The sequence below is a fragment of the Pseudomonas aestiva genome (assembly GCF_039908605.1).
GTDB classification, from domain to species: Bacteria; Pseudomonadota; Gammaproteobacteria; order Pseudomonadales; family Pseudomonadaceae; genus Chryseomonas; species Chryseomonas aestiva.
Map to the genome: position 1 here is coordinate 2,665,316 of NZ_CP150916.1, position 23,065 is coordinate 2,688,380.

22 protein-coding genes are annotated in these 23,065 nt (G+C 68.3%); 11 read left to right on the forward strand and 11 right to left on the reverse strand.

All coding sequences use genetic code 11. From position 1 onward, the window contains the following. Positions 1 to 18 precede the first annotated feature (18 nt). Complete coding sequence (locus AABM56_RS12460; protein ID WP_133860725.1) at positions 19 to 1,017, forward strand: succinylglutamate desuccinylase/aspartoacylase family protein; 999 nt, start codon at positions 19 to 21, stop codon at positions 1,015 to 1,017. A gap of 54 nt (positions 1,018 to 1,071) precedes the next feature. Here AABM56_RS12460 and AABM56_RS12465 read toward each other — a convergent pair whose 3' ends face one another. The 4 genes from AABM56_RS12465 to AABM56_RS12480 all read right to left on the reverse strand — a co-directional run bounded on the left by AABM56_RS12465 (position 1,072) and on the right by AABM56_RS12480 (position 5,058). Continuing rightward, on the reverse strand, positions 1,072 to 2,070 hold the full coding sequence (locus AABM56_RS12465) for a transketolase family protein (protein WP_133860726.1): 999 nt from the start codon (positions 2,068 to 2,070) through the stop codon (positions 1,072 to 1,074). Further along, complete coding sequence (locus AABM56_RS12470; protein WP_133860727.1) at positions 2,070 to 2,918, reverse strand: transketolase; 849 nt, start codon at positions 2,916 to 2,918, stop codon at positions 2,070 to 2,072. The genes AABM56_RS12465 and AABM56_RS12470 overlap by 1 nt, the downstream gene beginning before the upstream one ends. 14 nt (positions 2,919 to 2,932) lie before the next feature. Then, positions 2,933 to 4,231, reverse strand: coding sequence for an MFS transporter (locus AABM56_RS12475; RefSeq protein WP_347883288.1), 1,299 nt, complete (start codon positions 4,229 to 4,231; stop codon positions 2,933 to 2,935). Positions 4,232 to 4,308: 77 nt separating this feature from the next. Beyond that, positions 4,309 to 5,058, reverse strand: coding sequence for an SDR family NAD(P)-dependent oxidoreductase (locus AABM56_RS12480; RefSeq protein ID WP_133861235.1), 750 nt, complete (start codon positions 5,056 to 5,058; stop codon positions 4,309 to 4,311). 194 nt (positions 5,059 to 5,252) lie between these two features. On the opposite strand from AABM56_RS12480, the gene AABM56_RS12485 reads away from it, so the two are divergent. After that, positions 5,253 to 6,164, forward strand: coding sequence for a LysR substrate-binding domain-containing protein (locus AABM56_RS12485; RefSeq protein ID WP_347883289.1), 912 nt, complete (start codon positions 5,253 to 5,255; stop codon positions 6,162 to 6,164). Here AABM56_RS12485 and AABM56_RS12490 read toward each other — a convergent pair. Further along, on the reverse strand, positions 6,161 to 7,042 hold the full coding sequence (locus AABM56_RS12490; RefSeq protein WP_133860730.1) for a LysR family transcriptional regulator: 882 nt from the start codon (positions 7,040 to 7,042) through the stop codon (positions 6,161 to 6,163). The genes AABM56_RS12485 and AABM56_RS12490 overlap by 4 nt on opposite strands. 128 nt (positions 7,043 to 7,170) lie before the next feature. On the opposite strand from AABM56_RS12490, the gene AABM56_RS12495 reads away from it, so the two are divergent. Genes AABM56_RS12495 through AABM56_RS12505 form a run of 3 tightly spaced genes read left to right on the forward strand, consistent with a single transcriptional unit; the run spans position 7,171 to position 10,145 of the window. Continuing rightward, positions 7,171 to 8,481 carry a CitMHS family transporter gene (locus AABM56_RS12495; protein ID WP_133860731.1) on the forward strand — a complete coding sequence of 437 codons (1,311 nt, stop codon included), beginning with the start codon at positions 7,171 to 7,173 and terminating at the stop codon, positions 8,479 to 8,481. After that, on the forward strand, positions 8,482 to 9,834 hold the full coding sequence (locus tag AABM56_RS12500; RefSeq protein WP_133860732.1) for an acyclic terpene utilization AtuA family protein: 1,353 nt from the start codon (positions 8,482 to 8,484) through the stop codon (positions 9,832 to 9,834). It abuts the gene before it with no gap. After that, entirely contained in the window at positions 9,831 to 10,145 is a 315-nt protein-coding gene (locus AABM56_RS12505; RefSeq protein WP_133860733.1) for a hypothetical protein, read from the forward strand. The genes AABM56_RS12500 and AABM56_RS12505 overlap by 4 nt, the downstream gene beginning before the upstream one ends. Here AABM56_RS12505 and AABM56_RS12510 read toward each other — a convergent pair. Beyond that, the gene (locus AABM56_RS12510) at positions 10,142 to 10,435 is read right to left on the reverse strand and encodes a hypothetical protein (protein WP_263259385.1); all 294 of its coding nucleotides are present in this window, start codon (positions 10,433 to 10,435) and stop codon (positions 10,142 to 10,144) included. The genes AABM56_RS12505 and AABM56_RS12510 overlap by 4 nt on opposite strands. Positions 10,436 to 10,635: 200 nt before the next feature. On the opposite strand from AABM56_RS12510, the gene AABM56_RS12515 reads away from it, so the two are divergent. Further along, on the forward strand, positions 10,636 to 11,094 hold the full coding sequence (locus AABM56_RS12515) for a hypothetical protein (RefSeq protein WP_133860735.1): 459 nt from the start codon (positions 10,636 to 10,638) through the stop codon (positions 11,092 to 11,094). Positions 11,095 to 11,110: 16 nt separating this feature from the next. On the opposite strand, the gene AABM56_RS12520 is transcribed toward AABM56_RS12515, so the two are convergent. Both AABM56_RS12520 and AABM56_RS12525 read right to left on the reverse strand, forming a co-directional pair. After that, the gene (locus AABM56_RS12520; RefSeq protein WP_133860736.1) at positions 11,111 to 12,082 is read right to left on the reverse strand and encodes an SDR family oxidoreductase; all 972 of its coding nucleotides are present in this window, start codon (positions 12,080 to 12,082) and stop codon (positions 11,111 to 11,113) included. Positions 12,083 to 12,251: 169 nt separating this feature from the next. Then, positions 12,252 to 14,135, reverse strand: a complete 1,884-nt coding sequence (locus AABM56_RS12525; protein WP_347883290.1) for a sigma-54-dependent Fis family transcriptional regulator — start codon at positions 14,133 to 14,135, stop codon at positions 12,252 to 12,254. A 365-nt stretch (positions 14,136 to 14,500) separates the two neighbouring features. On the opposite strand from AABM56_RS12525, the gene AABM56_RS12530 reads away from it, so the two are divergent. From AABM56_RS12530 to AABM56_RS12550, 5 genes are read left to right on the forward strand one after another with little or no spacing between them, the layout of a single operon-like run. Then, positions 14,501 to 15,550, forward strand: coding sequence for an ATP-NAD kinase family protein (locus AABM56_RS12530; RefSeq protein WP_263259387.1), 1,050 nt, complete (start codon positions 14,501 to 14,503; stop codon positions 15,548 to 15,550). 1 nt (position 15,551) lies between these two features. Beyond that, on the forward strand, positions 15,552 to 16,529 hold the full coding sequence (locus tag AABM56_RS12535) for a thiamine pyrophosphate-dependent dehydrogenase E1 component subunit alpha (RefSeq protein WP_133860739.1): 978 nt from the start codon (positions 15,552 to 15,554) through the stop codon (positions 16,527 to 16,529). Between the two features lie 25 nt (positions 16,530 to 16,554). Beyond that, positions 16,555 to 17,574 (forward strand): alpha-ketoacid dehydrogenase subunit beta, encoded by a 1,020-nt coding sequence (locus tag AABM56_RS12540; RefSeq protein ID WP_059229698.1) that lies wholly within the window; start codon positions 16,555 to 16,557, stop codon positions 17,572 to 17,574. Continuing rightward, complete coding sequence (locus tag AABM56_RS12545) at positions 17,571 to 18,692, forward strand: acetoin dehydrogenase dihydrolipoyllysine-residue acetyltransferase subunit (protein WP_133860740.1); 1,122 nt, start codon at positions 17,571 to 17,573, stop codon at positions 18,690 to 18,692. Before AABM56_RS12540 ends, AABM56_RS12545 begins: the two co-directional genes overlap by 4 nt. Before the next feature lie 12 nt (positions 18,693 to 18,704). Beyond that, positions 18,705 to 19,769, forward strand: a complete 1,065-nt coding sequence (locus AABM56_RS12550) for a 2,3-butanediol dehydrogenase (RefSeq protein ID WP_133860741.1) — start codon at positions 18,705 to 18,707, stop codon at positions 19,767 to 19,769. A gap of 45 nt (positions 19,770 to 19,814) precedes the next feature. On the opposite strand, the gene AABM56_RS12555 is transcribed toward AABM56_RS12550, so the two are convergent. The 3 genes from AABM56_RS12555 to AABM56_RS12565 all read right to left on the reverse strand — a co-directional run bounded on the left by AABM56_RS12555 (position 19,815) and on the right by AABM56_RS12565 (position 22,964). Beyond that, positions 19,815 to 20,393 carry a glutathione S-transferase family protein gene (locus AABM56_RS12555; protein ID WP_133860742.1) on the reverse strand — a complete coding sequence of 193 codons (579 nt, stop codon included), beginning with the start codon at positions 20,391 to 20,393 and terminating at the stop codon, positions 19,815 to 19,817. Positions 20,394 to 20,458: 65 nt separating this feature from the next. Further along, positions 20,459 to 21,373 (reverse strand): class I SAM-dependent methyltransferase, encoded by a 915-nt coding sequence (locus AABM56_RS12560; RefSeq protein ID WP_347884124.1) that lies wholly within the window; start codon positions 21,371 to 21,373, stop codon positions 20,459 to 20,461. Between the two features lie 118 nt (positions 21,374 to 21,491). Next, a complete protein-coding gene (locus AABM56_RS12565; protein ID WP_347883291.1) occupies positions 21,492 to 22,964 on the reverse strand; it encodes an iron-containing redox enzyme family protein in 1,473 nt (490 codons plus the stop codon). Positions 22,965 to 23,065: the final 101 nt, after the last annotated feature.

The window sequence follows — 23,065 nt, forward strand, 5'->3', positions numbered from 1 at the left end:
CCACCCTAGGAGCCTGCCATGACCACTCTCGCCCAGATCCGTGCCGGTCTGCCCCGCTACCCCATCGAAGTCGCGTTTCCGGACGTCGACCGCTGGAAGACCGGCAACACCGGCATCGACTATGTCCACACCTTCGACAGCGGCGTCGCAGGTCCTCACGTGGCCATCATGGCCCTGACCCACGGCAACGAGGTCAGCGGCGCCATCGCCGTCGACGAATTGCTGCGCCGAGGTATCCGTCCGCAACGCGGCAAGCTGACCCTGGCCTTTGGCAACGTGGCCGCCTACCACGCCTTTGACCCGGACGACATCGACGCCACCCGCTACCTGGAGGAGGACATGAATCGCGTCTGGCTGCCACAGCGCCTCCAGGGTCCGGCCACCACGGCAGATCTGGGGCGCGCCCAGCAACTGCGCCCGCTGATCGACGAGATCGACTGGCTGCTGGATATTCATTCCATGCACGAGCATTCCGCGCCGCTGATGATGACCGGTCCCCTGGAAAAAGGGCTGCGTCTGGCCGCGCAACTGGGTACACCGGAATTCGTCATCGCCGACGCCGGGCATCAGAACGGTCGGCGCCTGCGTGACTTTGGCGGCTTTGGCGAAGGCGATAGTCCCAAGAACGCCCTGCTGATCGAAACCGGCCAGCACGTGCTGGCCGTGAGCCGCCAGATCGCCCTCGATTGCGTCGCGCGCTTCCTGCTATTGGCCGAGGTGGTGGATGAAGCTGCGGTGGCCGACCTGTTACAGGTGGCCAAGCCGGCGCGCCAGCGCTTCCTGCGGGTGACCGATGCCATCGTCGCGGACACCCTGGACTTTCGCTTCACCCAGGACTTCAAGGGCCTTGAGACCATCGCCGGAGCGGGCACGCTCATCGCCACCGACGGCGAGCGCGAGATCCGTACGCCCTACGCCAACTGCGTGCTGATCCAGCCCTCGATCCGCCACCTGGGTAGCGGTGTCACTGTCGTGCGCCTGGCACGGGAGCTGGGTGAAGACGAAGTGCCCCACTGAGATAGTGAGGCGCTGGGCTGCGGCGCCGCTGAGCGCGATCCGCAGCCCTATTCCCTACAACCAGCCCTTGATCTGCTGGCAGACCGCCGTGGTGGAGATGCCGTAGCGGTCGTGCAGGGTCGGCAGCGCCCCGGCGTCGAGGAAGGCGTCGGGCAATGCGATCTGGCGGAAGGTGGGCGTCACGCCGTTGCGCAGCAGGGTGGTCGCCACCGCCTCCCCCAGGCCACCGATCAGCGAATGGTTCTCCGCCGCCACCACCAGCCGCCCCGGTTTGCGGGCTTCCGCCAGGATCGTCGCCTCGTCCAGCGGCTTGATGGTCGGCACGTGCAGCACCGAGACGTCCACACCATCGGCGGCCAGGGCCTCGGCGGCCTCCAGGGCGCGCATGGTCATCAGGCCAGTGGACACCACCAACACGTCGCGACCGGGGCGCACCACCTGGGCCTTGCCGAGCTGGAACCGGTAGTCGTAGCGGTCCAGCACCAGGGGCACATTGCCACGCAGGAGGCGCATGTAGACCGGCCCCTGGTGGGCGGCGATGGCCGGCACCGCCTGCTCGATCTCCAGGGCGTCGCAGGGGTCGATGACCATGAGGTTGGGCATGGCGCGAAAGATCGCCAGGTCGTCGGTGGCCTGGTGGCTGGGGCCGTAGCCGGTGGTCAGCCCCGGCAGCCCGCAGACGATCTTGACGTTGAGATTCTCCTCGGCGATGGCCATGCAGATGAAGTCGTAGGCGCGGCGCGAGGCGAATACCGCATAGGTGGTGGCGAAGGGCACGCAGCCTTCGCGGGCCAGGCCGGCGGCGGCGCTCATCAGCAGCTGCTCGGCCATGCCCATCTGGTAGAAGCGCTCGGGATGGGCCTTGGCGAAGATGTGCAGGTCGGTGTACTTGGCCAGGTCGGCGGTGAGGCCGACGATGTCCTGGCGCTGCTCGGCCAGGGCCGCCAGGGCGTGACCGAACGGAGCCGGTCGCGTCGGCTGGCCCTCGGCGGCGATGCTGGCGATCATCGCCGAGGTGGTCAGGCGTGGCTTGGTGGCGGTGCTGGTAGTCATCAGAAGTCCCTCCCGGCATCCAGGGCGTCGAGGGCCAGGGCCCATTCGTGCGCCTCGACGCGGATGAAGTGAGTCTTGTCGCGGGTTTCCAGGAAGGGCACGCCCTTGCCCATGCGGGTATCGCAGAGAATGATCCGGGGCTGTCGGCCGGGGTGCTGGCGGGCGCGATCGAAGGCGGCAACCAGTGCCTCGCGGTCGTTGCCGTCGACGCGCTGGACGAACCAGCCGAAGGCCTGCCAGCGCTCGGCCAGGGGTTCGAAGGCCAGGATCTCGCGGCAATGGCCGTCGGCCTGCTGGTTGTTCACGTCCACCAGGGCGATGAGATTGTCCAACTGCCAGTGGGAGGCCGACATGGCCGCTTCCCAGGTGGCACCCTCGTTGAGTTCGCCATCGGACAGCAGGTTGTAGACGAAGGCGCCGGACTGCTTGCGCTTGAGACCGAGGCAGGCGCCCACGGCGATGCCCAGGCCCTGGCCGAGGGAACCGCCGGTGATCTCCATGCCCGGGGTGTAGGCGGCCATGCCCGACATGGGCAGGCGGCTGTCGTCGCAGCCATAGGTCTCCAGCTCTTCCTGCGGCACGATGCCGGCCTCAATCAGCGCGGCGTAGAGGGCTATCGCGTAGTGGCCGATGGACAGGTAGAAGCGGTCGCGCCCTTCCCACTCGGGGTCCTGTGGCTGGTAGCTCAGGGCGTGGAAGTAGGCGACGGCCAGGACGTCGGCGACGCCCAGGGCCTGGCCGACATAACCCTGGCCCTGGATCTGGCCCATGCGCAGGGCATGGCGGCGGATGTTGTGGGCGCGCTCGGCCAGCGAGAGCGGTGCGAGCTGTGGCGAAGAAGCGGTCATGATCTGTACCTCGATTAGCGATTGACCAGGGCGGCGGGAATGCGCAGGACCAGCGTGGCGCCTATCACCAGCACCCCGGTGATGAGGAACATGCCGATGGCGCTGGAGCCGGTGCTGGTGGTGATCCAGCCGATCAGGTAGGGCGAGCAGAAGCCGGCCAGGTTGGCGAAGCTGTTCACCGCGGCGATGCCGGCGGCGGCGGTGACCCCGCCCAGCAGCGTGGTGGGCAGCATCCAGAACAGCGAGGACGCCGAAAGGACGCCGGCCGCAGCCAGGCACAGGCTGAGGATCGACAGGGTGACGTTGTGGCCGAAGACCGCGGCGAGGCTGAGTCCGCAGGCGCCCAGCAGCATGGGAATCACCAGGTGCCAGCGGCGCTCGCGGTGCTGGTCGCCGCTGCGCCCGGCCAGCAGCATGGCGACGATGGCGCACATGTAGGGCAGGCTGGTGAGCAGGCCGATGTGCAGTGGATCGGCGACCCCCGAATTGCGCACCAGGGTCGGCAGCCAGAAGGTGATGGCGTACTGGCCCATGACCACGCAGAAGTAGATGGCGGCCAGCAGCCACAGCCGGCGATCACGGATGAAGTCGCGCACGCTGGCGTGCTCGGTCTTGTGTTGGTTGTCCTCGGCCAGTTCCTTCTGGATCAGCTCCTTTTCCTCGTCGTCCAGCCAGGTCGCCTGGTGCACGCCGTCCTTGAGATAGCCGAGCACCAACACCCCCACCAGCACCGTGGGGATGGCTTCGATGACGAACATCCACTGCCAGCCGGCCCAGCCGTGGACGCCGGCGAACTGAGTCATGATCCAGCCCGACAGCGGCCCGCCGATCATGCCCGACAGGGGAATGGCGACGAACCAGAGCACCGTCATGCGGGCGCGGCGGTAGGTGGGAAACCAGTAGGTGAGATAGAGCAGCAGACCGGGCGCCAGGCCCGCCTCGGCCACGCCGAGCAGGAAGCGCAGCAGATAGAACTGCCAGGCCGTCTCGACGAAGGCGAACAGCCCCGAAAGGATGCCCCAGGTGATCATGATTCGGGCGATCCAGCGTCGCGCGCCGACCTTGTGCAGGATGATGTTGCTGGGCACCTCGCAGAGGAAATAGCCAATGAAGAACATGCCGGCGCCGAGGCCGTAGACGGCTTCGCTCAGCGCCAGGTCGTTCATCATCTGCAGTTTGGCGAAGCCGACGTTGACCCGGTCCAGATAGGCGCAGAAGTAGCACAGCATTAGGAAGGGCATCAGCCGCCAGGCGGTCTTGCGATAGGCATTGGCGCGCGCCGAGGTGGCCGCTGCCAGGGTGAGCGTAGTCATGGTCTGATCTCTTGTTGTTATGGGCGCCGCAGCCGCGGGCACCCTTGTCGATGCAGAGCGTTGAAAACGAGGGGCGATCAGTGGATCAGCATGCCGCCGTTGACGTCCAGGGTGACGCCGGTCAGGTAGCCGGAGAGATCGCTGGCCAGGAACAGCGCGGCATTGGCCACGTCTTTGGGCTCGCCGAGGCGACCCAGCGGGATGCCGTCGATGATCGACTGGCGGCGCTCGTCGTGCATCAGTCCGCCGGTAATGTCGGTCTGGATCAGGCCTGGGGTCAGGGCATTCACGCGGATGCCGTCCGGCCCGAATTCCCGCGCCATCGCCCTGGTCAGGCCCAGCACCCCGGCCTTGGCGGCGCTGTAGTGCGGTCCGCCGAAGATGCCACCGCCACGCTGGGCGGACACCGAGGACAGGCAGACGATGCTGCCAGCGCCCTGCGCGCGCATGGCCGGGATCACCGCCTGGGACATCAGCAGGGTGCCGCGCAGGTTGACGTCGAGGATGCGGTCGTAGTCGGCGCGGCCGATCTCCAGGGTCTTCACCGGCTGGGTGATGCCGGCATTGTTGACCAGCACGTCGAGGCGACCGTACTGGGCGAGCGCCTGGTCGACCGCGGCCTTGACCTGAGCTTCGTCGGCCACGTTGGCCGCCAGGCCCAGGTGACCTTCGCCGAGGCTGGCGGCGGCATCCCGCGCGGCACTGGCATCGAGGTCGAGGATGATGACCCGCGCGCCCTGGGCGGCGAAGGCCTGGGCCGTGGCGCGACCGATGCCGCGCGCGGAGGCGGCGCCGGTGATGAGGGCGATCTTGTCTTGCAGCAGCAGGGCATTCAGGGGCATGACGCTATCCTTCTTGTTGTTGTGGAGGGCTGTCGTTGAGGGCCAGAGTGCCCCTGCCCCAGGGCCCCAGCAACGCAGCCTGCGTCAGACCGTGCTGAAAAAAATTCATGCCTGTGGCTTGGCAGATCGGCCAGGCCTGTCGACAATCAGCCTCGAACTGGCCACAGAAGCCGCGCCCCATGGATTCCGCCAAGACGCTTTCCCTGCCACCCCTGAAAGCCCTTCAAGCCTTCGAGCAGACCGCCCGCTTTGCCAACGTCGCCCGCGCCGCCGAGCAACTGGCGCTGACGCCCTCGGCGGTCAGCCATCAGCTGGCCAAGCTGGAAGCCCTGGTGGGTCGCGCCCTCTTCGTCCGCGGCGCGCGCGGCATGACCCTGACCCCGGCCGGAGAGCAATACCTGGAAGAGGTCAGCGAGGTGCTGCACCGACTGGCCATGGCCACGGATCGCGCGGCCAGCGATGCCGGCCTGGAATGCCTGCGCCTGCACTCGGCGCCGAGCTTCGGCCTGCTCTGGCTGATGCCACGGCTGGAGATATTCCGCCAGAGTCATCCCGACCTGCAGATCAATCTCTCCTGCTCCTACGAATCCCTGCACTTCAGCCGCGACAAGGTCGACATCGACATCCGCCACGGCCTGCCCAGCTGGCCGAACCTGGAGATCCGCACCCTGCAGCGCGAACGCCTGGCGGTACTGGCCGCGCCGCAGTTGCTGGAAAAACGCCCGGTCCAGTCGCCGGCGGATCTGCTGCACAGTGAATTGATCCTGTCCGAAGCCACCCTGATGAAGTGGCCCAACTGGTTCGCCCAGCAGGGCCTGGCGCTGCCGGAACGGCCCTACACCCTGAGTTTCGATCGCTCCTACATGACCCTGGAAGCCGCCCGCCATGGCCTGGGCTTCGCCCTGGAGAGCACGGTGCTGGCGGCGGACTACCTGGCTCGAGGCGATCTGGTGCGGGTCCTGCCCCAGGACGATGACCTGCCGGTGGCCGCGCACCACCTGGTGTTTCCCCGGGCGCACTCGCGCTACGCCCGGGTGCGGCGTTTTCTCGACTGGCTGCAACAGGAGCTGGGGCAGCCCTTTGAGTATTAGCCTGCCTGCAGCCGCTGCCGAAGCAAGGCGACGAAGGCCTGAGCCGCCGGGGTAAGGCTGCGGCCGCTGGGGGTCAGGATGCCCAGCGGCCGGGCCAGGCTCTCGCCACGGACCGGCAGGGCCACCACCGGGGCCTCGCCGCCCGCCGATTCCGGCAGCAGGGCGAGGCCCTGGCCGGCCGCCACCAGGGCCAGCAGGGTGCTCATGTAGTTGGCTTCCAGCGCCGCCACCAGGCGCAGGCCGGCGGCGGCGAAGGCGAAGTCCAGGCATTCGCGCACGCTGCTGTCGCGACCGGTGAGCAGCAAGGGTATGGCGTCGAGTTCGCCCAGAGTGATTTCGGTGCGGCCCGCCCAGGGATGGTCGCGAGGGACGAACAGCTGCAGGTGATCGACATACAGCGGCTGGAACTCCAGGCCCACGGCCCGTGGCCGGACGCCGATGCCCAGATCCACCTGCCCTTCCCGGACCAGCGCCTCGACTCTACCGGCCACCACGTCCTGCAGGCGGACCTCGATGGCCGGATGACGGGCCTGGAAGGTCTTCAGCAATTCGGGAAAGGGACCCATGAAGAAGGACGGCAAGGCCGCCAGGGTGATCCGCCCGCGGCGCAGACCCGCCAGGTCCCGGGCATGGGTCTGGACATCGCCCAGGTCTACCAGGACGCGTTCCAGGGGCCCACGCAGTTCTTCGCCGGCGGTGGTGAGCTGGACCCTTCGCGGGGTGCGTTCGAGCAGTTGCACCTCCAGCCAGGCTTCGAGTTGCTGGATCTGCACGGTGAGCGCCGGAGGGGACAGGTGCAACTCCTCGGCCGCGCGGGCAAAGGAGCCCTGGCGGGCCACGGCGAGAAAGGCCTGCACGTGCTGGAGCAGATTTTTCATTTTGTTTTTCTGAACGCTGCTTCGGAAGATTCCAATTTACAGGACATCGGACGTCTTCGAATACTGGACCTACAACAACAAAACCTCCCGTGCGCCCGCCTGCCGTGCCACGGTCCAAGGAGTCCGCCATGCTCGCCCTGCTCGGTGTCGTCACCATTCTTGCGTTGCTCGTCGCGGTCATGAGCAAACGCGTCTCGCCCCTGGTCGCCCTGATCGTCATTCCCATCGCCGCGGCCCTGATTGGTGGCTTCGGCCTGGGCACCAGCGCCTTCATCATCGCCGGCATCAAGGGCGTCGCCCCGGTGATCGGCATGTTCGTCTTCGCCATCCTGTTCTTCGGCATCATGACCGACGCCGGGATGCTCGATCCCATCATCGACCGCATCCTGCGCACCGTCGGCACCCGGCCGACGCGCATCGTCTGCGGCAGCGCCCTGCTCGCCCTGCTGGTGCACCTGGACGGCTCCGGCGCGGTGACCTTCCTGGTGACCATACCCGCCATGCTGCCGCTCTATACCCGCCTCGGGCTGGACCGGCGCATCCTGGCCTGCGTGGCCGCCATGGCCGCCGGGGTCAACTTCCTGCCGTGGACGGGCCCGGTGCTGCGCTCCTCCGCCGCCCTGCACGTGCCGGTAGCCGATCTGTTCCAGCCGCTGATCCCGGTGCAGCTGGTGGGTCTGGCCTTTGTCTTCGCCAGTGCCTGGTGGCTCGGCCGCCGCGAGGAGAAGCGCCTGACCCTGGCCGGCCAGGCGCCCTGGCTGAATGCCGAGGGGACCGGTGCCGCACCGGAGCGGGTACTCAGCGATGCCGAGCGCGCCCTGCGTCGCCCCGGGCGGTTCTGGATCAACCTGCTGCTGACTCTGGTGGTGATGGGCGTGATGATCGCCGGCTGGGTCGATCCGGTGGTGATGTTCATGCTCGGCACCGTCGCCGCGCTGTGCCTGAACTACCCCTCGGTGGACGCCCAGAAGGCGCGCATCGACGCCCATGCCAAGACTGCCCTGACCATGGCCAGCATCCTGTTCGCCGCCGGGGTCTTCACCGGCATCATGCAGGGCAGCGGCATGCTCAAGGCCATGGCCCAGGTGGCGGTGGCGGGTATCCCGGCTGGCCACGGGCAATTGATCCCGGCGGTGGTGGGCTTCCTGTCCATGCCGCTGAGCCTGCTGTTCGATCCGGATTCCTTCTACTTCGGCGTCATGCCGGTGATCGCCGAGGTCGGCCGCAATCTGGGAGTCGATCCGGTGCAGGTGGCTCAGGCCTCGCTGCTCGGCGTGCACACCACCGGCTTCCCGGTCAGCCCCCTAACCCCGGCGACCTTCCTGCTGGTGGGCCTGTGCAAGCTGGACCTGGCCGATCACCAGCGCTTCACCATCCCCTTCCTGTTCGCGGCCTCGGTGCTGATGACCCTGACCGCCCTGCTCCTGGGAGTCTTCTAGATGAGCCGTCTTCTTCGCATCGGCTGCGGCGCCGGCTATTCCGGTGATCGCATCGAACCCGCCGTGGAGCTGGCCGAGCATGGCCGCCTCGACTACCTGGTGTTCGAATGCCTGGCCGAACGCACCATCGCCCTGGCGCAACAGGCGCGGCTGGCCGATCCCGAGGCCGGTTTCGATCCGCTGCTGGAGGCACGGATGCGGCGCATCCTGCCGCTGCTGAATCAGGCCGGGCGACCGCGCCTGCGGGTGATCACCAACATGGGCGCCGCCCATCCCTCCGCCGCGGCGCGCAAGGTCGCGGCCCTGGCGCGAGAGCTGGGCGTCACCGGGCTGAAGATCGCTGCGGTGGCCGGCGACGACGTGCTGGCCCAGTTGCCCGCCGACGCCCTCCTGGACAGCGGCCAGACCCTGGCCGAACTGGGCGACCGGGTGATCTCGGCCAATGCCTACCTGGGGGTGGAAGGCATCGTCCAGGCCCTGGAGGCGGACGCCGATGTCATCATCACCGGCCGGGTAGCCGATCCCTCGCTGTTCCTCGCGCCCCTGGTGCATGAATTCGGCTGGGCAGCGGATGACTGGGAACGTCGCGGGCGCGGCACCCTGGTCGGTCATCTGCTGGAATGCGCCGGTCAGGTCACCGGCGGCTACTTCGCCGATCCCGGTTACAAGGACGTACCCGCCCTCGCTCGCCTGGGCTTTCCCCTGGCCGAGGTGGACGCCGAGGGCCAGGCGACCCTCACCAAGGTCGCGGGCTCCGGCGGCTGCGTGACGCCGGCGACCTGCACCGAGCAACTGCTCTATGAGGTGCACGACCCGGCGGCCTATCTGACGCCGGACGTCACCGCCGACTTTTCCGGCGTTGCCCTGCAGCAGTCCGCGCCGGACCGGGTCGCGGTCAGCGGAGCCCGGGGCAAGGCGCGACCCGCGCAGCTCAAGGTCTCGGTGGGTTATCGCGACGGCTGGCATGGCGAAGGCCAGCTGTCCTATGCCGGACCGGGCGCCCTGGCCCGCGCCCGCCTGGCGGCTGAGGTGGTGCGCGAGCGTCTGCAACTCTGCGGCGTACCGGTTCAGGAGCTGCGCTGCGAACTGATCGGCTGCGACGCCCTGCACGGCGCGACCCTGGCCGCGCGCGCTACCGGCGAACCCTGGGAGGTCCGCTTGCGGGTGGTCGGGCGCTGCGCTACCCGCGCGGCGGCGGTGCAGATCGGCAACGAGGTGGAAACCCTCTATACCAATGGGCCGGCCGGCGGCGGTGGCGCCACCAAGGCGGTCCGCGAGGTGATCGCCGTGGCCTCGCTGCTGTGGCCGCGTGCGGCCGTCACCCCTACCCTGGAGCTGGAGACGCTGCCATGAAACTGCGCGAGATCGCCCACGTCCGGACCGGCGACAAGGGAGACACTTCGAACATGGCGGTGATCGCCTATCGCCGTGAAGATTTCGAGCGCCTGCGCCAGACGCTGACCGCGGAACGGGTCGCCGCCTGGTTTGCCGACAGCCGACCCGCCAACGCCGCGCCCGTGCGCCGCTACGAGTTGCCTGCCCTGGGCGCGCTGAATTTCGTGCTGCCCGGCGCCCTGCGCGGTGGCGTCACCCGCTCGCTGGCGCTGGATGCCCATGGCAAGGGGCTGGGCGCGGCGTTGCTGGATCTGGAGCTGACGGACTAGTCGCACGGCTCAACCCGGGTGCCGACACCCGCGCCGGGCAGGCGCGTCAGCAGGATGGTGTCCTTGTCGAGCGGGACCTGGGCGCCCTTGCGTCTGAGTTCGTTGATGGCATGCAGCAGGATCAGATTCACCTGTTCGACCTCGCGCATGTCGTCCGCCTTGAGCAGCCGCGACACCCGCACATTGTGATCGGCCTCGATGAGCGTGATCAGCAGGCCGTCACTGCGCCGCTCCAGCTCATGGCGCACGGGTGGATCGAGTTGGGCCAAGCGTTCATGCAACCTGTTCATCTGCAGGCTCCCGAAGGAACGTTACCCACTTGAGGCTAGCCGCCGCGGTAGAGAACGCAAGGCGTCCGTGTCGCTGTGTCATACCAGGGTCAGGAGAGGGTATACCGCGGCCAAAACGCGGCTGAGGTCTGTCACGAAGCTGCCATCAGTATCCGACAGGCTGGGCCTCCTGACCGCCACGCCGTGGCAGAGGCCTATCCATGGATACCCGCCCCGCCCTCCGCCATCGCACCCCGGCAGTCTCTCCTTCGACGCGCGCGGCCTTGGCTGCCAGGACGGCCTGCCTTCGTCACGCCGAAGCGCATGGCCAACGCATCGCCCTGGCCACCCGGCATCTGATAGCGCTCGGGCATCTGCAGATCCTCCTGGTGACAGCCCGGCAACGGTCGGTCGCCGAGGCCGACGCCGAATTGCAGGCGCATTGCCAGGTCATGCTGGCGGAGGGGCTGCCGCTGTTGCCGCGTCTGGAGCTCGACCTGGCGGCTCCCCCATACGGGCCGGAGCTTGCCGCCAGCCTGGCCGGCATCGCCCCGACCGCCCTGCTCTGCACCCAGCCTGCCCTGGCCAGGGCGCTGCAGACTGCCCTTGCGTCCCAGGGTGAGCTGACCATCGTCGGTCCTGAAACACGGGATGGGGCGCAGAACGCATCCTGGCACTAGCTCGGACGGTCACCCTTCAGAAATTCGACCCCCGGATCGTCCGTCCTGCCTGATCGGGCTGCTGCAGGTTGCCCGAAGTAGCGGTCTTGACCGGGTTCCAGTCGATCTCGGCACGCTGCACCGCATCGGCGGTGAAGCGTTCATTGAGTTCCGGCGCCAGGCGATGGCCCCAGTAGGCCAGCTTCGCCTTGTAGCCTACGGTGATTTCTTTCTGCGGTTGCAGCAGCGCCTTGACGATGGCCTGCACCGCCTTGTCCGGTGCGTCCTTGGTCGGCAGATCGGGACGGTGGCCGGTATAGGTGGCCGCATGGCCCCAGATCGGCGTATCCAGCGCCCAAGGCAGCACCGTCGACAGCTGAATGTTGGGCTGGCGTCCGCGCCGCAGTTCCTGCTGGAGCACCCGGCCGAGGCTGAGCACCGCGGCCTTGGACGCCGAATAGGAGGCCTGATAGGCGTGGGGGATCTCGCCGTCGACCGACGCCACGTTGACCAGCCGGCCATAGGCCTGGCGACGGAAGCGCTGCAGGGCCAGGTGAGTGCCAATGACCACGCCTTTCACATTGGTATCCAGCAGACGCAGATGATCGTCCAGCGGGATCTCCTCGAAGCGGCCCACGGCCACGACACCGGCATTGTTGATCCAGCCGTCGATGCGACCGAAGCGCTGCTCGGCTTGCTCGGCCAGGGCAGTCATCTGCGCCGTGTCGGCGACATCGGTGGGTACTGCCAGGGCGGCCACGCCCAGGGCCTGGACCTCGACCGCCAGGGCTTCCAGCGCCTCGGTCCGCCGCGCTGCCAGCACCAGATTGGCACCGTGCCGGGCGAGCGCCAGGGCCACGCCACGGCCGACACCACTGGAGGCGCCGGTGACGACGATGGTCCGGCCGCTCAGTTGCGGATGATCAGGCCGCCCGGAACGCCGTGGCGAGGTGCGGTTCAACAGGGCCAGGGCGGCAGGCAGGGCAAGTAGCAGTGGCAGGGTACGCATCAGGGATCTTCCTCGGGTCTGTGTCTGAGGTGTGACCCGTGACCGACCGCACTGACGTCCCGCCTGGGACGACCGGGGCCTGGCGCGCCGACGGCAACCGCTTCGCTTGATCGCCGGGATCGCCGCGCCAGGGCAGCCGCCGTGCCCCACGACCGTTCGGCGGAAGAGCTCAGTCTTCGGCCTGGCGATGCGGCATAACGATGCCGTACAGCTTGAGCCGCCGATAGAGGGTGGCCCGGGAAACACCCAGGGCACGGGCGGCGGGGATGGCCTTCCAGCGGTGCCGCACCAGGGCCGCCAGGATCGACCGTCGCTCCGGGCTGTCGACCTGGGGCTCAGGTTCGGTGAGCAACGCGCGTCCGGGGCGCAGGCTGGCCGGCAGGTGATCGAGGGTGATGCGGGCACCGTCGCACAGGGCGCAGGCGTAACGCAGCGCGTTGCGCAACTCGCGCACGTTGCCCGGCCAGTCATGTGCCAGGATGGCCTCCTGCGCCTGGGGCGTCAGCGCCGGCGCAGGACGCTCGCCGCCTTCCTCTTCGAGCAGCCGCCGCGCCAGCGCCAGGCGGTCGGCACGTTCGCGCAGTGGTGGCAGCTGGAAGACGGCGCCATTGAGGCGATAGAACAGGTCTTCGCGAAACAGTCCGGCGGCGACCCGCGCCTGGAGGTCGCGGTGGGTGGCGCAGACCAGCCGTACATCGACCCGCCGCGCCTGGGCGCTGCCCACCGGCAGCACTTCACCCTCGGCCAGCACCCGCAGCAGGCGCGTCTGCAGGGCCAGGGGCATGTCGCCGATCTCGTCGAGAAACAGGGTGCCGCCATCGGCCGCCACGATCAGGCCGTCGCGACCCTGGCGCTGGGCGCCGGTAAAGGCCCCCGCGGCATGACCGAACAATTCGCTCTCGATCAGGCTTTCCGGCAGCGCTGCGCAATTGAGGGCAATGAAGGGCCGCGCGCTGCGATCGCCGCCCTGGTGCAGGCCGCGGGCAAAGACCTCCTTGCCGGTGCCGGTCTCCCCGGTCACCAGGATCGGCAGGCCGTGGCGATAGAGACGCAGGGCGGTCGCGAGCGCCTGGCTGACCTGCGGCTCCTGTTCGTCTTCGGTCTCCAGGGCTTCGCGCACCAGGGGAATCACCACACCCGTGCGCGGCCGCGGCGCCCGGACCCGGGCGTGGAACTGCGCCTCGCCCAGGCGCAGGGGTTCAGGATCGTCCTCCTTTAAACGGGCCGAGGCGTCGCGACCGAACAACTCGTCAAGGCGCTGCGGCAGGTAGCCCAGCTGATTGAGGCAGAGTTGCCGGGCCGGACGATTCAGACCGGTCAGGCGGCCATTCGAATCCCAGGCCAGCAGGAATTCCGGCTGGGTATCGAGATAACTGGCCTGGGCATGGCCGCAGAGCACCCAGTCGCCCCGGGCGCTGTGCATGAAGTAGGCATTCTCGATGCGCTGGGCGCTGTCGCGGGTGAATTGCTGGATCAGCAGCTGGCTGCGCCGGTCGTCCGGCGAGCGCGGCGCCGAGACGTCCAGCACGCCGAGCAACTCGCCGCTCGGCGCGAACACCGGCGCCGCGGTGCAGGTCAGTCCGGTGAAGGCCACGCGGAAGTGATCGGCCTTGTGCACCGTGACCGGCGCCCGGTCGGTCAGTACCGCGGCCACGCCGCAGGTACCCTCCTCCTGCTCGGACCAGCAGGTACCCAGATAGAGCCCGACGCGGCGGCATTCCTCATCGAGCCGGTCGCTGACCCGGTAATCCAGGGTATGGCCCTGGGCGTCGGCCAGCAGCACACAGTAGTCGGCCGCCTCGACCCGCGCATGCAGGGCGCCCAGTTCGCCATCGGCGACGCGCAGGAAGTCTTCCGCCGCCTGCTGGTGCTGGCGCAATTCGTAGCGCGAAAGGATGCGCGGCCCCCGCAGAGAGCCCGGGTCGAGCTGATATTGCTCGAAGGAACGGCGCCAGGAATCGAGGATGCGCCCGGGCGGACTGGCCGCGCGCAAGGGCGCGCGCAGGGCCTGGTCGATGGCGCGGGCGTGATAGCGGGCCTGGGTAGACAACATGGACGTCTCTCCCTGAATTCCGGTCATGGCATGGAAGGCCGGTCATTGTTCTGCCCTTCATTTAGCGCCCCCTGGCCCCGGCCTTCAAGTCCGCCGCGTCGTGAGACGAATCGTCTCAGCGTCTCGCCCTCCCGTCGCAGGCGTGAGACGCCCCGGCGCGCGGAGTCGCCCCTCCTACGACCAGTCGCCTCCATTCAAACCCGCGCCTTGCCTGCACTGCAGCGGATTCATCACGGTTTGGCACCGGCCTTGCTCAGGGCTCTGCGAGGCGCCTATCACAACGACAAGAGGGCCAGACCCATGAGCGCACCCTGGCATCACCGCACGGCTGCCCTGACCACCGGCCCGTGCCTCGGAGCTCAGCCATGCCCGTAACCGTCGGCATCCTGCCCAACCCGGCCTCGGGCCGTGACCTGCGCCGGCTGACCGGCAACGCCGCCCTGACCTCCAGCACCGACAAGGCCGGGGTGGTGATGCGCCTGCTGGCGGCCTTTGGCGCCACCGGCGTAGAGCGGGTGCTGCTGCCGCCGGACATGACCGGCATCGCGGCCGCCGTGCTCAAGGCCAGCGGCAGTCGCCAGGCCCGCGAGCAGCGCTGGCCGGAGCTTAGGTTTCTCAACCTGCCGCTGACCCAGACCGTGGACGACACCCGGCGCGCCGCGCGGCTGTTGCTGGCCCAGGGCGCGGCGGTGATCGCCGTGCTCGGCGGCGACGGCACCCACAAGGCGGTGGCCGCCGAGGTGGGCGACCTGCCGCTGCTGACCCTGTCCACCGGCACCAACAATGCCTTTCCCGAATTGCGCGAGGCCACCAGCGCCGGCCTGGCCGGTGGCCTGGTGGCGAGCGGCCGCATCGACCCGGCGCTGGCGCTGCGGCGCAACAAGCGGCTGCGGGTGGAAGTGCCGGAACGCGACATCCGCGACTGGGCGCTGGTGGACGTGGCGGTCTGTCGCCAGACCTATATCGGTGCCCGCGCGGTGACCCGGGTGGAGGATCTCGCGGAAGTCTTCACCACTTTCGCCGAGCCCTGGGCCATCGGCCTGTCGGCCCTCTGCGGTCTCTGGCACCCCGTCGCGCGCAGCGCTCCCCATGGCGGCTGGGTGCGACTGGAGCCGGAAGCCCCGGCGCAACTGACCGTTCCCCTCGCCCCCGGCGTGCTGGCCCAGGCCGGCATCGCCGCCAGTGGCCTGCTGCTGCCCGGTGAACCCCGGATGCTGTCGCTGGCCACCGGCACCCTGGCGCTGGACGGCGAGCGGGAAATCGAATTCGGCCCCGAGGAGCGTCCGCAGGTGACGCTGGACCTCGACGGCCCCCTGAGCATCGACGTGGAGCGGGTACTGGAGCTGGCGGCGCAGCAGCGCCTGCTGGTCCGCCGCCTGCCCGCGTCGGCCCTCGGCAATCCTGGAGAACAATAAGATGAGCGAGACCGTAAGCGTCGAAAACCTGAGCCATGCCTACCGGGTGATGCGCACCATCCGCGTCTTCGAAGAGCGGCTGCACGTGGAATTCGCTACCGGCGAGATTCCCGGCTTCGTCCACCTTTATGCCGGCGAGGAGGCCTCGGCCGCCGGTGTCATGGCCCACCTGGGCCACGAGGACAGCATCGCCTCCACCCACCGCGGCCATGGCCATTGCATCGCCAAGGGCGTGGACGTCTACGGCATGATGGCCGAGATCTACGGCAAGAAGACCGGGGTCTGCCAGGGCAAGGGCGGCTCCATGCACATCGCCGATCTGGAAAAGGGCATGCTCGGTGCCAACGGCATCGTCGGGGCCGGAGCGCCGCTGGCCGCCGGCGCCGCCCTGGCCGCCAAGCTCAAGGGCAGCGACGCCGTTGCCGTGGCCTTCTTCGGTGACGGCGGCTCCAACGAGGGTGCGGTGTTCGAGGCTATGAATCTGGCCTCGGTGTGGAATCTGCCGTGCATCTTCGTCGCCGAGAACAACGGCTACGCCGAGGCCACCGCCTCGAACTGGTCGGTGGCCTGCGACCACATCGCCGATCGCGCCGCCGGCTTCGGCATGCCCGGGGTGACGGTGGACGGCTTCGACTTCTTCGCCGTCCACGAAGCCGCCGCGGCCGCCGTGGCCCGCGCCCGGGCCGGCGAAGGCCCCTCGCTGATCGAGGTGAAATTCACCCGCTACTTCGGCCACTTCGAGGGCGACGCCCAGACCTATCGCGATCCCAACGAGGTCAAGCAGGCCCGGGAGCAACGCGACTGCCTGATGCAATTCCGCGAGCGGGTGACGCGCTCCGGCCAACTCCAGCCCGCCCTGCTCGACAGCATCGACCAGGAGGTGGAACAGCTCATCGAAGACGCCGTGCGCAAGGCCAAGGCCGATCCCAAGCCTGGCCCGGAAGACCTGCTCACCGACGTCTACGTCACCTACGCCTGATCGGAAAACAACAAGGAGCGCCACCATGGCCAGAAAGATCAGCTACCAGCAAGCCATCAACGAAGCCCTGGAACAGGAGATGCGCCGCGACCCCACCGTCTTCCTCATGGGCGAAGACAACGCCGGCGGTGCCGGCGCGCCTGGCGAGCAGGACGCCTGGGGCGGCGTGCTCGGGGTCACCAAGGGCCTCTACCACAAATTTCCCGGGCGGGTGCTGGACACCCCGCTGTCGGAGCTCGGCTACGTCGGCGCGGCGGTGGGCGCCGCCGCCCGCGGCACCCGGCCGGTATGCGAACTGATGTTCGTCGACTTCGCCGGCTGCTGCCTGGACCAGATCCTCAACCAGGCGGCCAAATTCCGCTACATGTTCGGCGGCAAGGCGGTCACCCCGCTGGTGCTGCGGACCATGGTCGGCGCGGGCCTCCGCGCCGCCGCCCAGCATTCGCAGATGCTCACTTCCTGGTGGACCCATATCCCCGGCCTCAAGGTGGTCTGCCCGGCCACCCCCTATGATGCCAAGGGCCTGCTGATCCAGGCCATCCGCGACAACGACCCGGTGATCTTCTGCGAGCACAAGCTGCTCTACGGGATGCAGGGCGAGGTGCCCGAGGAGTCCTACGCCATCCCCTTCGGCGAGGCCAGCTTCCTGCGTGAGGGCGACGACGTCAGCCTCATCACCTACGGCCGCATGGTGCACCTGGCCATGGAGGCCGCCAGCAACCTGGCGCGCCAGGGCGTCTCCTGCGAGGTGCTGGACCTGCGTACCACCAGCCCGCTGGATCGCGACAGCATCCTGGAAAGCGTTGAGAAGACCGGCCGCGCGGTGGTCATCGACGAGGCCAATCCGCGCTGCTCGGTGGCCACCGACATCGCCGCCCTGCTTGCCGAGCACGCCTTCGACGACCTGCGCGCCCCGGTACAGCTGGTCACGGCGCCGCACACCCCGGTGCCCTTCTCCGATGCGCTGGAAGACCTCTATATCCCCGACGCGGCCAAGATCGAGCGCGCCGTGCTGAAGATCACCCAAGGGAGGCAGGCCGCATGAGCCAGATCCATACCCTGACCATGCCCAAGTGGGGCCTGTCCATGAGCGAGGGTCGGGTCAACGCCTGGCTCAAGACCGAAGGCGACAGCATCACCAAGGGCGACGAGGTGCTCGATGTCGAGACCGACAAGATCAGCAGCAGCGTCGAGGCGCCCTTCTCCGGCATCCTGCGCCGCTGCCTGGCCCGCGAGGACGAGACGCTTGCGGTAGGCGCCCTGCTGGCCATCGTGGTGGAAGGCGAGGCCAGCGATGAAGAGATCGAGGCGGTGATCGCGCGCTTCCAGGAAGACTTCGTGCCCGGTGGCGAAGACGCCGCCGACGCCGGTCCCCAGGCCCAGCGCATCGAACTCGACGGCCGGCCGCTGCGCTATCTGGAACGCGGCGAAGGCGGCCTGCCGCTGGTGCTGATCCACGGCTTTTCCGGCGATCTGGACAACTGGCTGTTCAACCATGAGGCGCTGGCTGCCGGGCGCCGGGTGATCGCCCTCGACCTGCCGGGTCACGGCCAGTCCGGCAAGACGCTCGCCACGGCAGATCTTGCCGAGCTGGGCGCCGCCGTGCTGGCTCTGCTCGACCATCTGGACATCCCCCGCGCCGTGCTCGTCGGCCACTCCATGGGTGGCGCCGTGGCCCTGCAGCTGGCGCAGACGGCGCCGCAGCGGGTCGCCGGCCTGGTGCTGATCGGCAGTGCGGGACTGGGCCAGGACATCAATGGCGCCTACCTGGAAGGCTTCGTCGCCGCCACCAGCCGCAACCAGCTCAAGGGACCGGTCAGCCTGCTGTTCAGCGATCCCGGCCTGGTCACCCGGCCACTGCTGGAAGACCTGCTCAAGTACAAGCGCCTGGAAGGCGTGGACCAGGCTCTGAAGCGACTGGCCGGCACGCTCTTCCCCAATGGCCAGCAGGCCCAGGTGCTGCGCCAGGCACTCGACGGCGATCTGCCCGCCCTGGTGATCTGGGGCAAGGCCGACGCCATCATTCCGGTCCAGCATGCCGAAGGCCTGCCCGGAACCGTCCAGGTCGAGATCCTGGAAGGCCAGGGCCATATGGTGCAGATGGAGGCCGCGGACCGGGTCAATGCCCTGATCCAGGCCTTCCTGCCCCGCTGCGAACGCTAGAGGAGCCTCACGATGAAAGCAGCCCGTTTCCATGCCGCCCGCGACATCCGGGTGGAAGACGTCGCAGCCCCCGGCGAGCCGGGCCCCACCCAGGTCCTGGTGAAAAACCAGTTCTGTGGCATCTGCGGCACCGACCTGCACGAGTACCTCGGAGGTCCCATCTTCATTCCCACCGCGCCGCACAGCTACACCGGCGGCCAGGTGCCGCAGATCCTCGGCCACGAGTACTCCGGCGTGGTGGAGGCCGTGGGCAGCCAGGTGACCTCGGTGAAGCCCGGTGACCGGGTCTCCATCCAGCCCATGGTCTCGCCACGGGACGACTACTACGGCCGCCGCGGCCAGTACCAGCTCAGCGAACAGCTGGCCATCATCGGCCTGTCCCATCCCTGGGGAGGGATGGCCGAGTACTCCCTGGTGGAGGACTACAACGCCATCCCCATGCCGGACGATCTCAGCACCGAGCACGCGGCGCTGATCGAACCCACCGCGGTGACCGTCTATGCCACTCACCGGGGCGGCGTGAAGCCTGGCGACAACGTGCTGGTGGCCGGTGCCGGGCCCATTGGCCAGCTGCAGGTCATGGCTGCCCGCGCGGCGGGTGCCACGCGGATCTTCCTGGTGGACCTCAACGACAACCGCCTGGAGATGGCCCACCGCCTGGTGGAGGGGCTCATCACCCTGAATCCCGGCAGCACCGATGTGCTGCGCGAGGTGCGTGCCCGCACCGCCGGGGGCGTGGGGGTGGATGTGGCCTTCGAATGCGTGGGCGCCGAGGCACCGCTGGGGCTGTGCCTGGAAGCGGTCCGCCGCCAGGGTGTGGTGGTCCAGGTGGGGATGCAGGGCAAGCCGCCGGCGCTGGATGGCTTCACCCTCACCTACAAGGACGTGGACCTGCGCGGCTCCTGGTGCTACTCGACGCTGATGTGGCCCCAGGTGGCGGCCCTGATCGCCAGCGGCCAACTGCCGGCCGAGAAGGTCGTGACCCGCCACATCGCGCTGGACGACGTGGTGGAACAGGGCTTCGAAGCCTTGCTGGACAAGGCCGGGACCCAGCTGAAGATCCTGATCGAGCTCTAGGGTTTACCACGCGGTCGGCGGGGGCCGCCGCGTGGGCTTTTTGCCTTACTGGAAGCTCGTCGTGGCAAAGCTGGGACGCGCCAGGAGCCGCTGGTGAAAGGCCACCAGCCGCGGGTGCGGGGACCAGTCGATTTCCGGCAGGCGAAAGCTCAGGTAGTCGAGCCCGACCGCCACCAGGTAGTGGCTGAAATCAAGGTCTTCAACATCCAGGGTGGAAGACTGGTCCAGGCGCGCCAGCAGGCGCCCGATGGCCGCCAGCCGGCGGGCGCCCAGCACCGATTCATCCTGGGCCGCACCGCCCTGCTTGCGGGCGATCACCGTGCCGAAGGCGGCGTCGATCAGGCCCTGGCCCAGGCCGGCCAGTTGCAGGCGTCCGGCCGCAAGCGGGTTGCCGCCTGCCAGCTGGTGCAGATAAACGCAGATCAGCAGAGTCTCGCCGAGGGTCACACCCTCATCGGTGATCAGCACCGGCACCTTGTTGGCCGGATTGGCGGCCAACAGCTGCGCGTCTTCGTTCCAGGGGTCGCTCCACACCAGCGCCAGTCGCTCGCCAAAGCCGGCTTCCAAAGCGGTGACGCGCGCGGCGCGGGCATAGGGTGAGGTCTGGTTCAGCAGCAGCTGCATGGCGGACTCCTTGACACGGGCGGGCGGTGAAAGGGGCCCGTCAGTGTAGCCGCTCCTGTGCGCCTTCAGCGCGGCCGGGTCACGGTGAGGACAACGGCGGCGATGCGATCGGTATGGGCATAGACCCCTGTCTCCAGCTCCTCGCCGAAGACATCCGGATCCAGCTCGCGATAGCGCCAGGCCACGTCCTGGCCATCCAGGCGGGTGCGGACTTCTTCGAGGAATGGATCACGGCCATCGACCATGGCAACGCCGGTATAGAGCAGCAGGGTGCCGCCCGGCGCCAGGCGCTGCAGCGCCGTGTCCAGGATGGCCAGGGACAGACCGGCCCCCAGGGGACCGCCACCATGGCGATAGGCACGCTCGCCGGGATCGACCAGATAGGGCGGATTGGACAGGATGAAATCGAAGTCGCCCGCCACATCGTTCAGCAGGTTGCTGTAGCACGCGCTGACATTCTCGGCCCCGGCCAGCTCGGCGTTGGTCCGGGTCAGGGCCAGGGCGCGCTCGTTGATGTCCACCGCCAGCACCTCGGCATCGGGCCGCGCCAGGGCGACCAGGATGGCGCCGGGACCGGCACCGCTGCCGATGTCCACGGCGCGGCGGATGTCACCGGTCTCGAAGCGCAGCTGGGCTTCCAGGGCATTGGCATAGCGATAGGTGTCGGGGCCAAAGAACACCGCATCGGCGTCCTCGGTGGGATAGGCGGAATGCACGAACAACTGGTCGCCCAGGCTCGACACCCGCACCCGGCTGCGCCAACCACCCGGCACCGCGGTCAGCAGCTCGGCGGCCGCCAGGGTGTCGACCAGAGAGCCGGGCAGCAGCTCGGGGGAAAACGGCCGGCTCCAGCCGAAGATGCCCTGCAGATCCCGCGCCCAGGCGTTGCCTGGCCGGGCATTGACCCGCGCGTGGGAGGCCGGGGTGGGCGTGATGAAGTGATAGTCCGCTGCGCGCAGCGTTTCGATCAGCAGTTTCAGGGCAGCGGCCGCGGCAAGGCTGGTCGCGGTGCGTTCGGGATGTTCTATGGCCGTCACGGGTGGTTCCTTCAATGACAGTCGAAATGAAAAAGGACCCTTGCGGGTCCTTGAATAGGGGTCAGTCCAACAGGGAGACGAACAGCCGCGTCGCCAGCAGGCCGGCACGGCTGTGATGGCGCGCCGGTGACAGCTGCTCCACCAGCAGCGCCATGGCGGCCGCGCGACTGGGCTGGCTCGCCAGCCGCTGCTCCAGCGCGACCTCATCACGATCGAAGTCGCTCGCCTGAGCCTTGCTGGCATTGGCCGCCGTACCCTGCTCGGCTTCCAGCGCCGGACACAGGCGCTCCTGCTGACGCTGGCGAGCGCGAAAGCTCACCTCGCGCCGCGGCAACACCGCCACCCGCTCGGCGGCAGCCGGGTTCCGGGCACCGCTGTGCACGAAGTCACCGGCGATCCAGTCATGGATCAACTGCTGCTCGTAGGCGGTGAAGACGCCAAACATCTCGGCACGCTCGCCCTGAATCAGCCGCCAGAAGCGGCTGTTGACCGGGTCCTCGTGACGCTTGATCCAGCCCTGCTCCTGCATCACCCGGAGGAAGTCGGGAATCTGCGACGGAGCGCATAGCCAGTCGCTGACGCTGCGGCCACCGATGCGGCAATAGTCCGAATGTACATAGCGGCCAACCGTGCTCTTCTCCGCCAGCACCTCGATCACCGCCTGCTCCAGATCGAAGCTGCCGATCACCGAGGTGGTACCAGCGCCCAGTTCATTGAGCAGGTAGCCCTGCACCACACGCTGGTAGAAAGCCGCGCGGCCCTCGGCCGGCATGGCGTCGTGCACCGCCTGCAGCGCCTTGCGCGCATGACCGGTGCCGGCATTGTCGACCGTTACATGCAGCGTGAAGTAATAGGGGTCGATACCCAGCTCGTTGAGCTCGTAAGAGGTGATCAACAGGTGCAACGGCAACTGCTCGTAACCCAGATTGAAGCCGAGCACCTCGGGCAGGTAGTGATCGGCATTATCGGCCAGGGCCAGCTGAATCGCGCCCTGGACATAGTGCTCGTCGCTCAGCTGCGAGAAATCTTCGCAGCCGTGACTGGCCAGCAGCTTGCGATAGAGCACCACATGGTTCTTGTCCGGCTGGCCGTCGCCCAGTTCTTCCAGATAGATCTGGATGGCCGCCCGATAGCGCAGGTCATCCCAGTGGGCGAGCGTGCCATAGAGCCAGGCGCCATCCACCAGCTTGGTGGGCGCCACGCCACGCAGGAAATACAGCGCATGGGCCTTGCTGCCGAAGTAGCGGCGCGGCGCACCAGCCTTGCGGGCCGCCAGGTAGTCCTGGTACTGGGCGCCGACCCGGGCGTTGTTTTCCAGCACCCAGACTTCCAGGCCCTCGGGGTCTTCCGGCAGGTCGGCGGTCATGCCAGATACCGCCTGCAGCTGGTCGTCGAGAAAGCGTCGAGCCCTCTCCTGCGCCCTGACGCCCGGGTGCTCCACCAGCAATTCCTGATAGAGCGACCGGGCCGGTTGCAGGTTGAGCGGATTCGAGGCGGCGTACTGGCCGGTAACGGCTCTTGTCGTGGTCTGCATGAAGGGCACATCTGGCAGCTGATGAATACCTCGTTCGGCCCGCGGAAAAGGCCTTGGTTCCTGGCCGAGCCCGCGCCGGAACGGTGCCGCTCCGCTTGCGG

Excerpts from the sequence above, each read along its gene's own strand:
- AABM56_RS12520 (WP_133860736.1), bottom strand. The coding sequence starts at position 12,082 with ATGCGTACCCTGCCACTGCTACTTGCCCTGCCTGCCGCCCTGGCCCTG.
- AABM56_RS12475 (WP_347883288.1), bottom strand. The coding sequence starts at position 4,231 with ATGACTACGCTCACCCTGGCAGCGGCCACCTCGGCGCGCGCCAATGCC.
- AABM56_RS12495 (WP_133860731.1), top strand. The coding sequence starts at position 7,171 with ATGCTCGCCCTGCTCGGTGTCGTCACCATTCTTGCGTTGCTCGTCGCG.
- AABM56_RS12540 (WP_059229698.1), top strand. The coding sequence starts at position 16,555 with ATGGCCAGAAAGATCAGCTACCAGCAAGCCATCAACGAAGCCCTGGAA.
- AABM56_RS12505 (WP_133860733.1), top strand. The coding sequence starts at position 9,831 with ATGAAACTGCGCGAGATCGCCCACGTCCGGACCGGCGACAAGGGAGAC.
- AABM56_RS12555 (WP_133860742.1), bottom strand. The coding sequence starts at position 20,393 with ATGCAGCTGCTGCTGAACCAGACCTCACCCTATGCCCGCGCCGCGCGC.
- AABM56_RS12515 (WP_133860735.1), top strand. The coding sequence starts at position 10,636 with ATGGATACCCGCCCCGCCCTCCGCCATCGCACCCCGGCAGTCTCTCCT.
- AABM56_RS12530 (WP_263259387.1), top strand. The coding sequence starts at position 14,501 with ATGCCCGTAACCGTCGGCATCCTGCCCAACCCGGCCTCGGGCCGTGAC.
- AABM56_RS12460 (WP_133860725.1), top strand. The coding sequence starts at position 19 with ATGACCACTCTCGCCCAGATCCGTGCCGGTCTGCCCCGCTACCCCATC.
- AABM56_RS12545 (WP_133860740.1), top strand. The coding sequence starts at position 17,571 with ATGAGCCAGATCCATACCCTGACCATGCCCAAGTGGGGCCTGTCCATG.
- AABM56_RS12565 (WP_347883291.1), bottom strand. The coding sequence starts at position 22,964 with ATGCAGACCACGACAAGAGCCGTTACCGGCCAGTACGCCGCCTCGAAT.
- AABM56_RS12485 (WP_347883289.1), top strand. The coding sequence starts at position 5,253 with ATGGATTCCGCCAAGACGCTTTCCCTGCCACCCCTGAAAGCCCTTCAA.
- AABM56_RS12510 (WP_263259385.1), bottom strand. The coding sequence starts at position 10,435 with ATGAACAGGTTGCATGAACGCTTGGCCCAACTCGATCCACCCGTGCGC.
- AABM56_RS12525 (WP_347883290.1), bottom strand. The coding sequence starts at position 14,135 with ATGTTGTCTACCCAGGCCCGCTATCACGCCCGCGCCATCGACCAGGCC.
- AABM56_RS12535 (WP_133860739.1), top strand. The coding sequence starts at position 15,552 with ATGAGCGAGACCGTAAGCGTCGAAAACCTGAGCCATGCCTACCGGGTG.
- AABM56_RS12470 (WP_133860727.1), bottom strand. The coding sequence starts at position 2,918 with ATGACCGCTTCTTCGCCACAGCTCGCACCGCTCTCGCTGGCCGAGCGC.
- AABM56_RS12465 (WP_133860726.1), bottom strand. The coding sequence starts at position 2,070 with ATGACTACCAGCACCGCCACCAAGCCACGCCTGACCACCTCGGCGATG.
- AABM56_RS12500 (WP_133860732.1), top strand. The coding sequence starts at position 8,482 with ATGAGCCGTCTTCTTCGCATCGGCTGCGGCGCCGGCTATTCCGGTGAT.
- AABM56_RS12550 (WP_133860741.1), top strand. The coding sequence starts at position 18,705 with ATGAAAGCAGCCCGTTTCCATGCCGCCCGCGACATCCGGGTGGAAGAC.
- AABM56_RS12490 (WP_133860730.1), bottom strand. The coding sequence starts at position 7,042 with ATGAAAAATCTGCTCCAGCACGTGCAGGCCTTTCTCGCCGTGGCCCGC.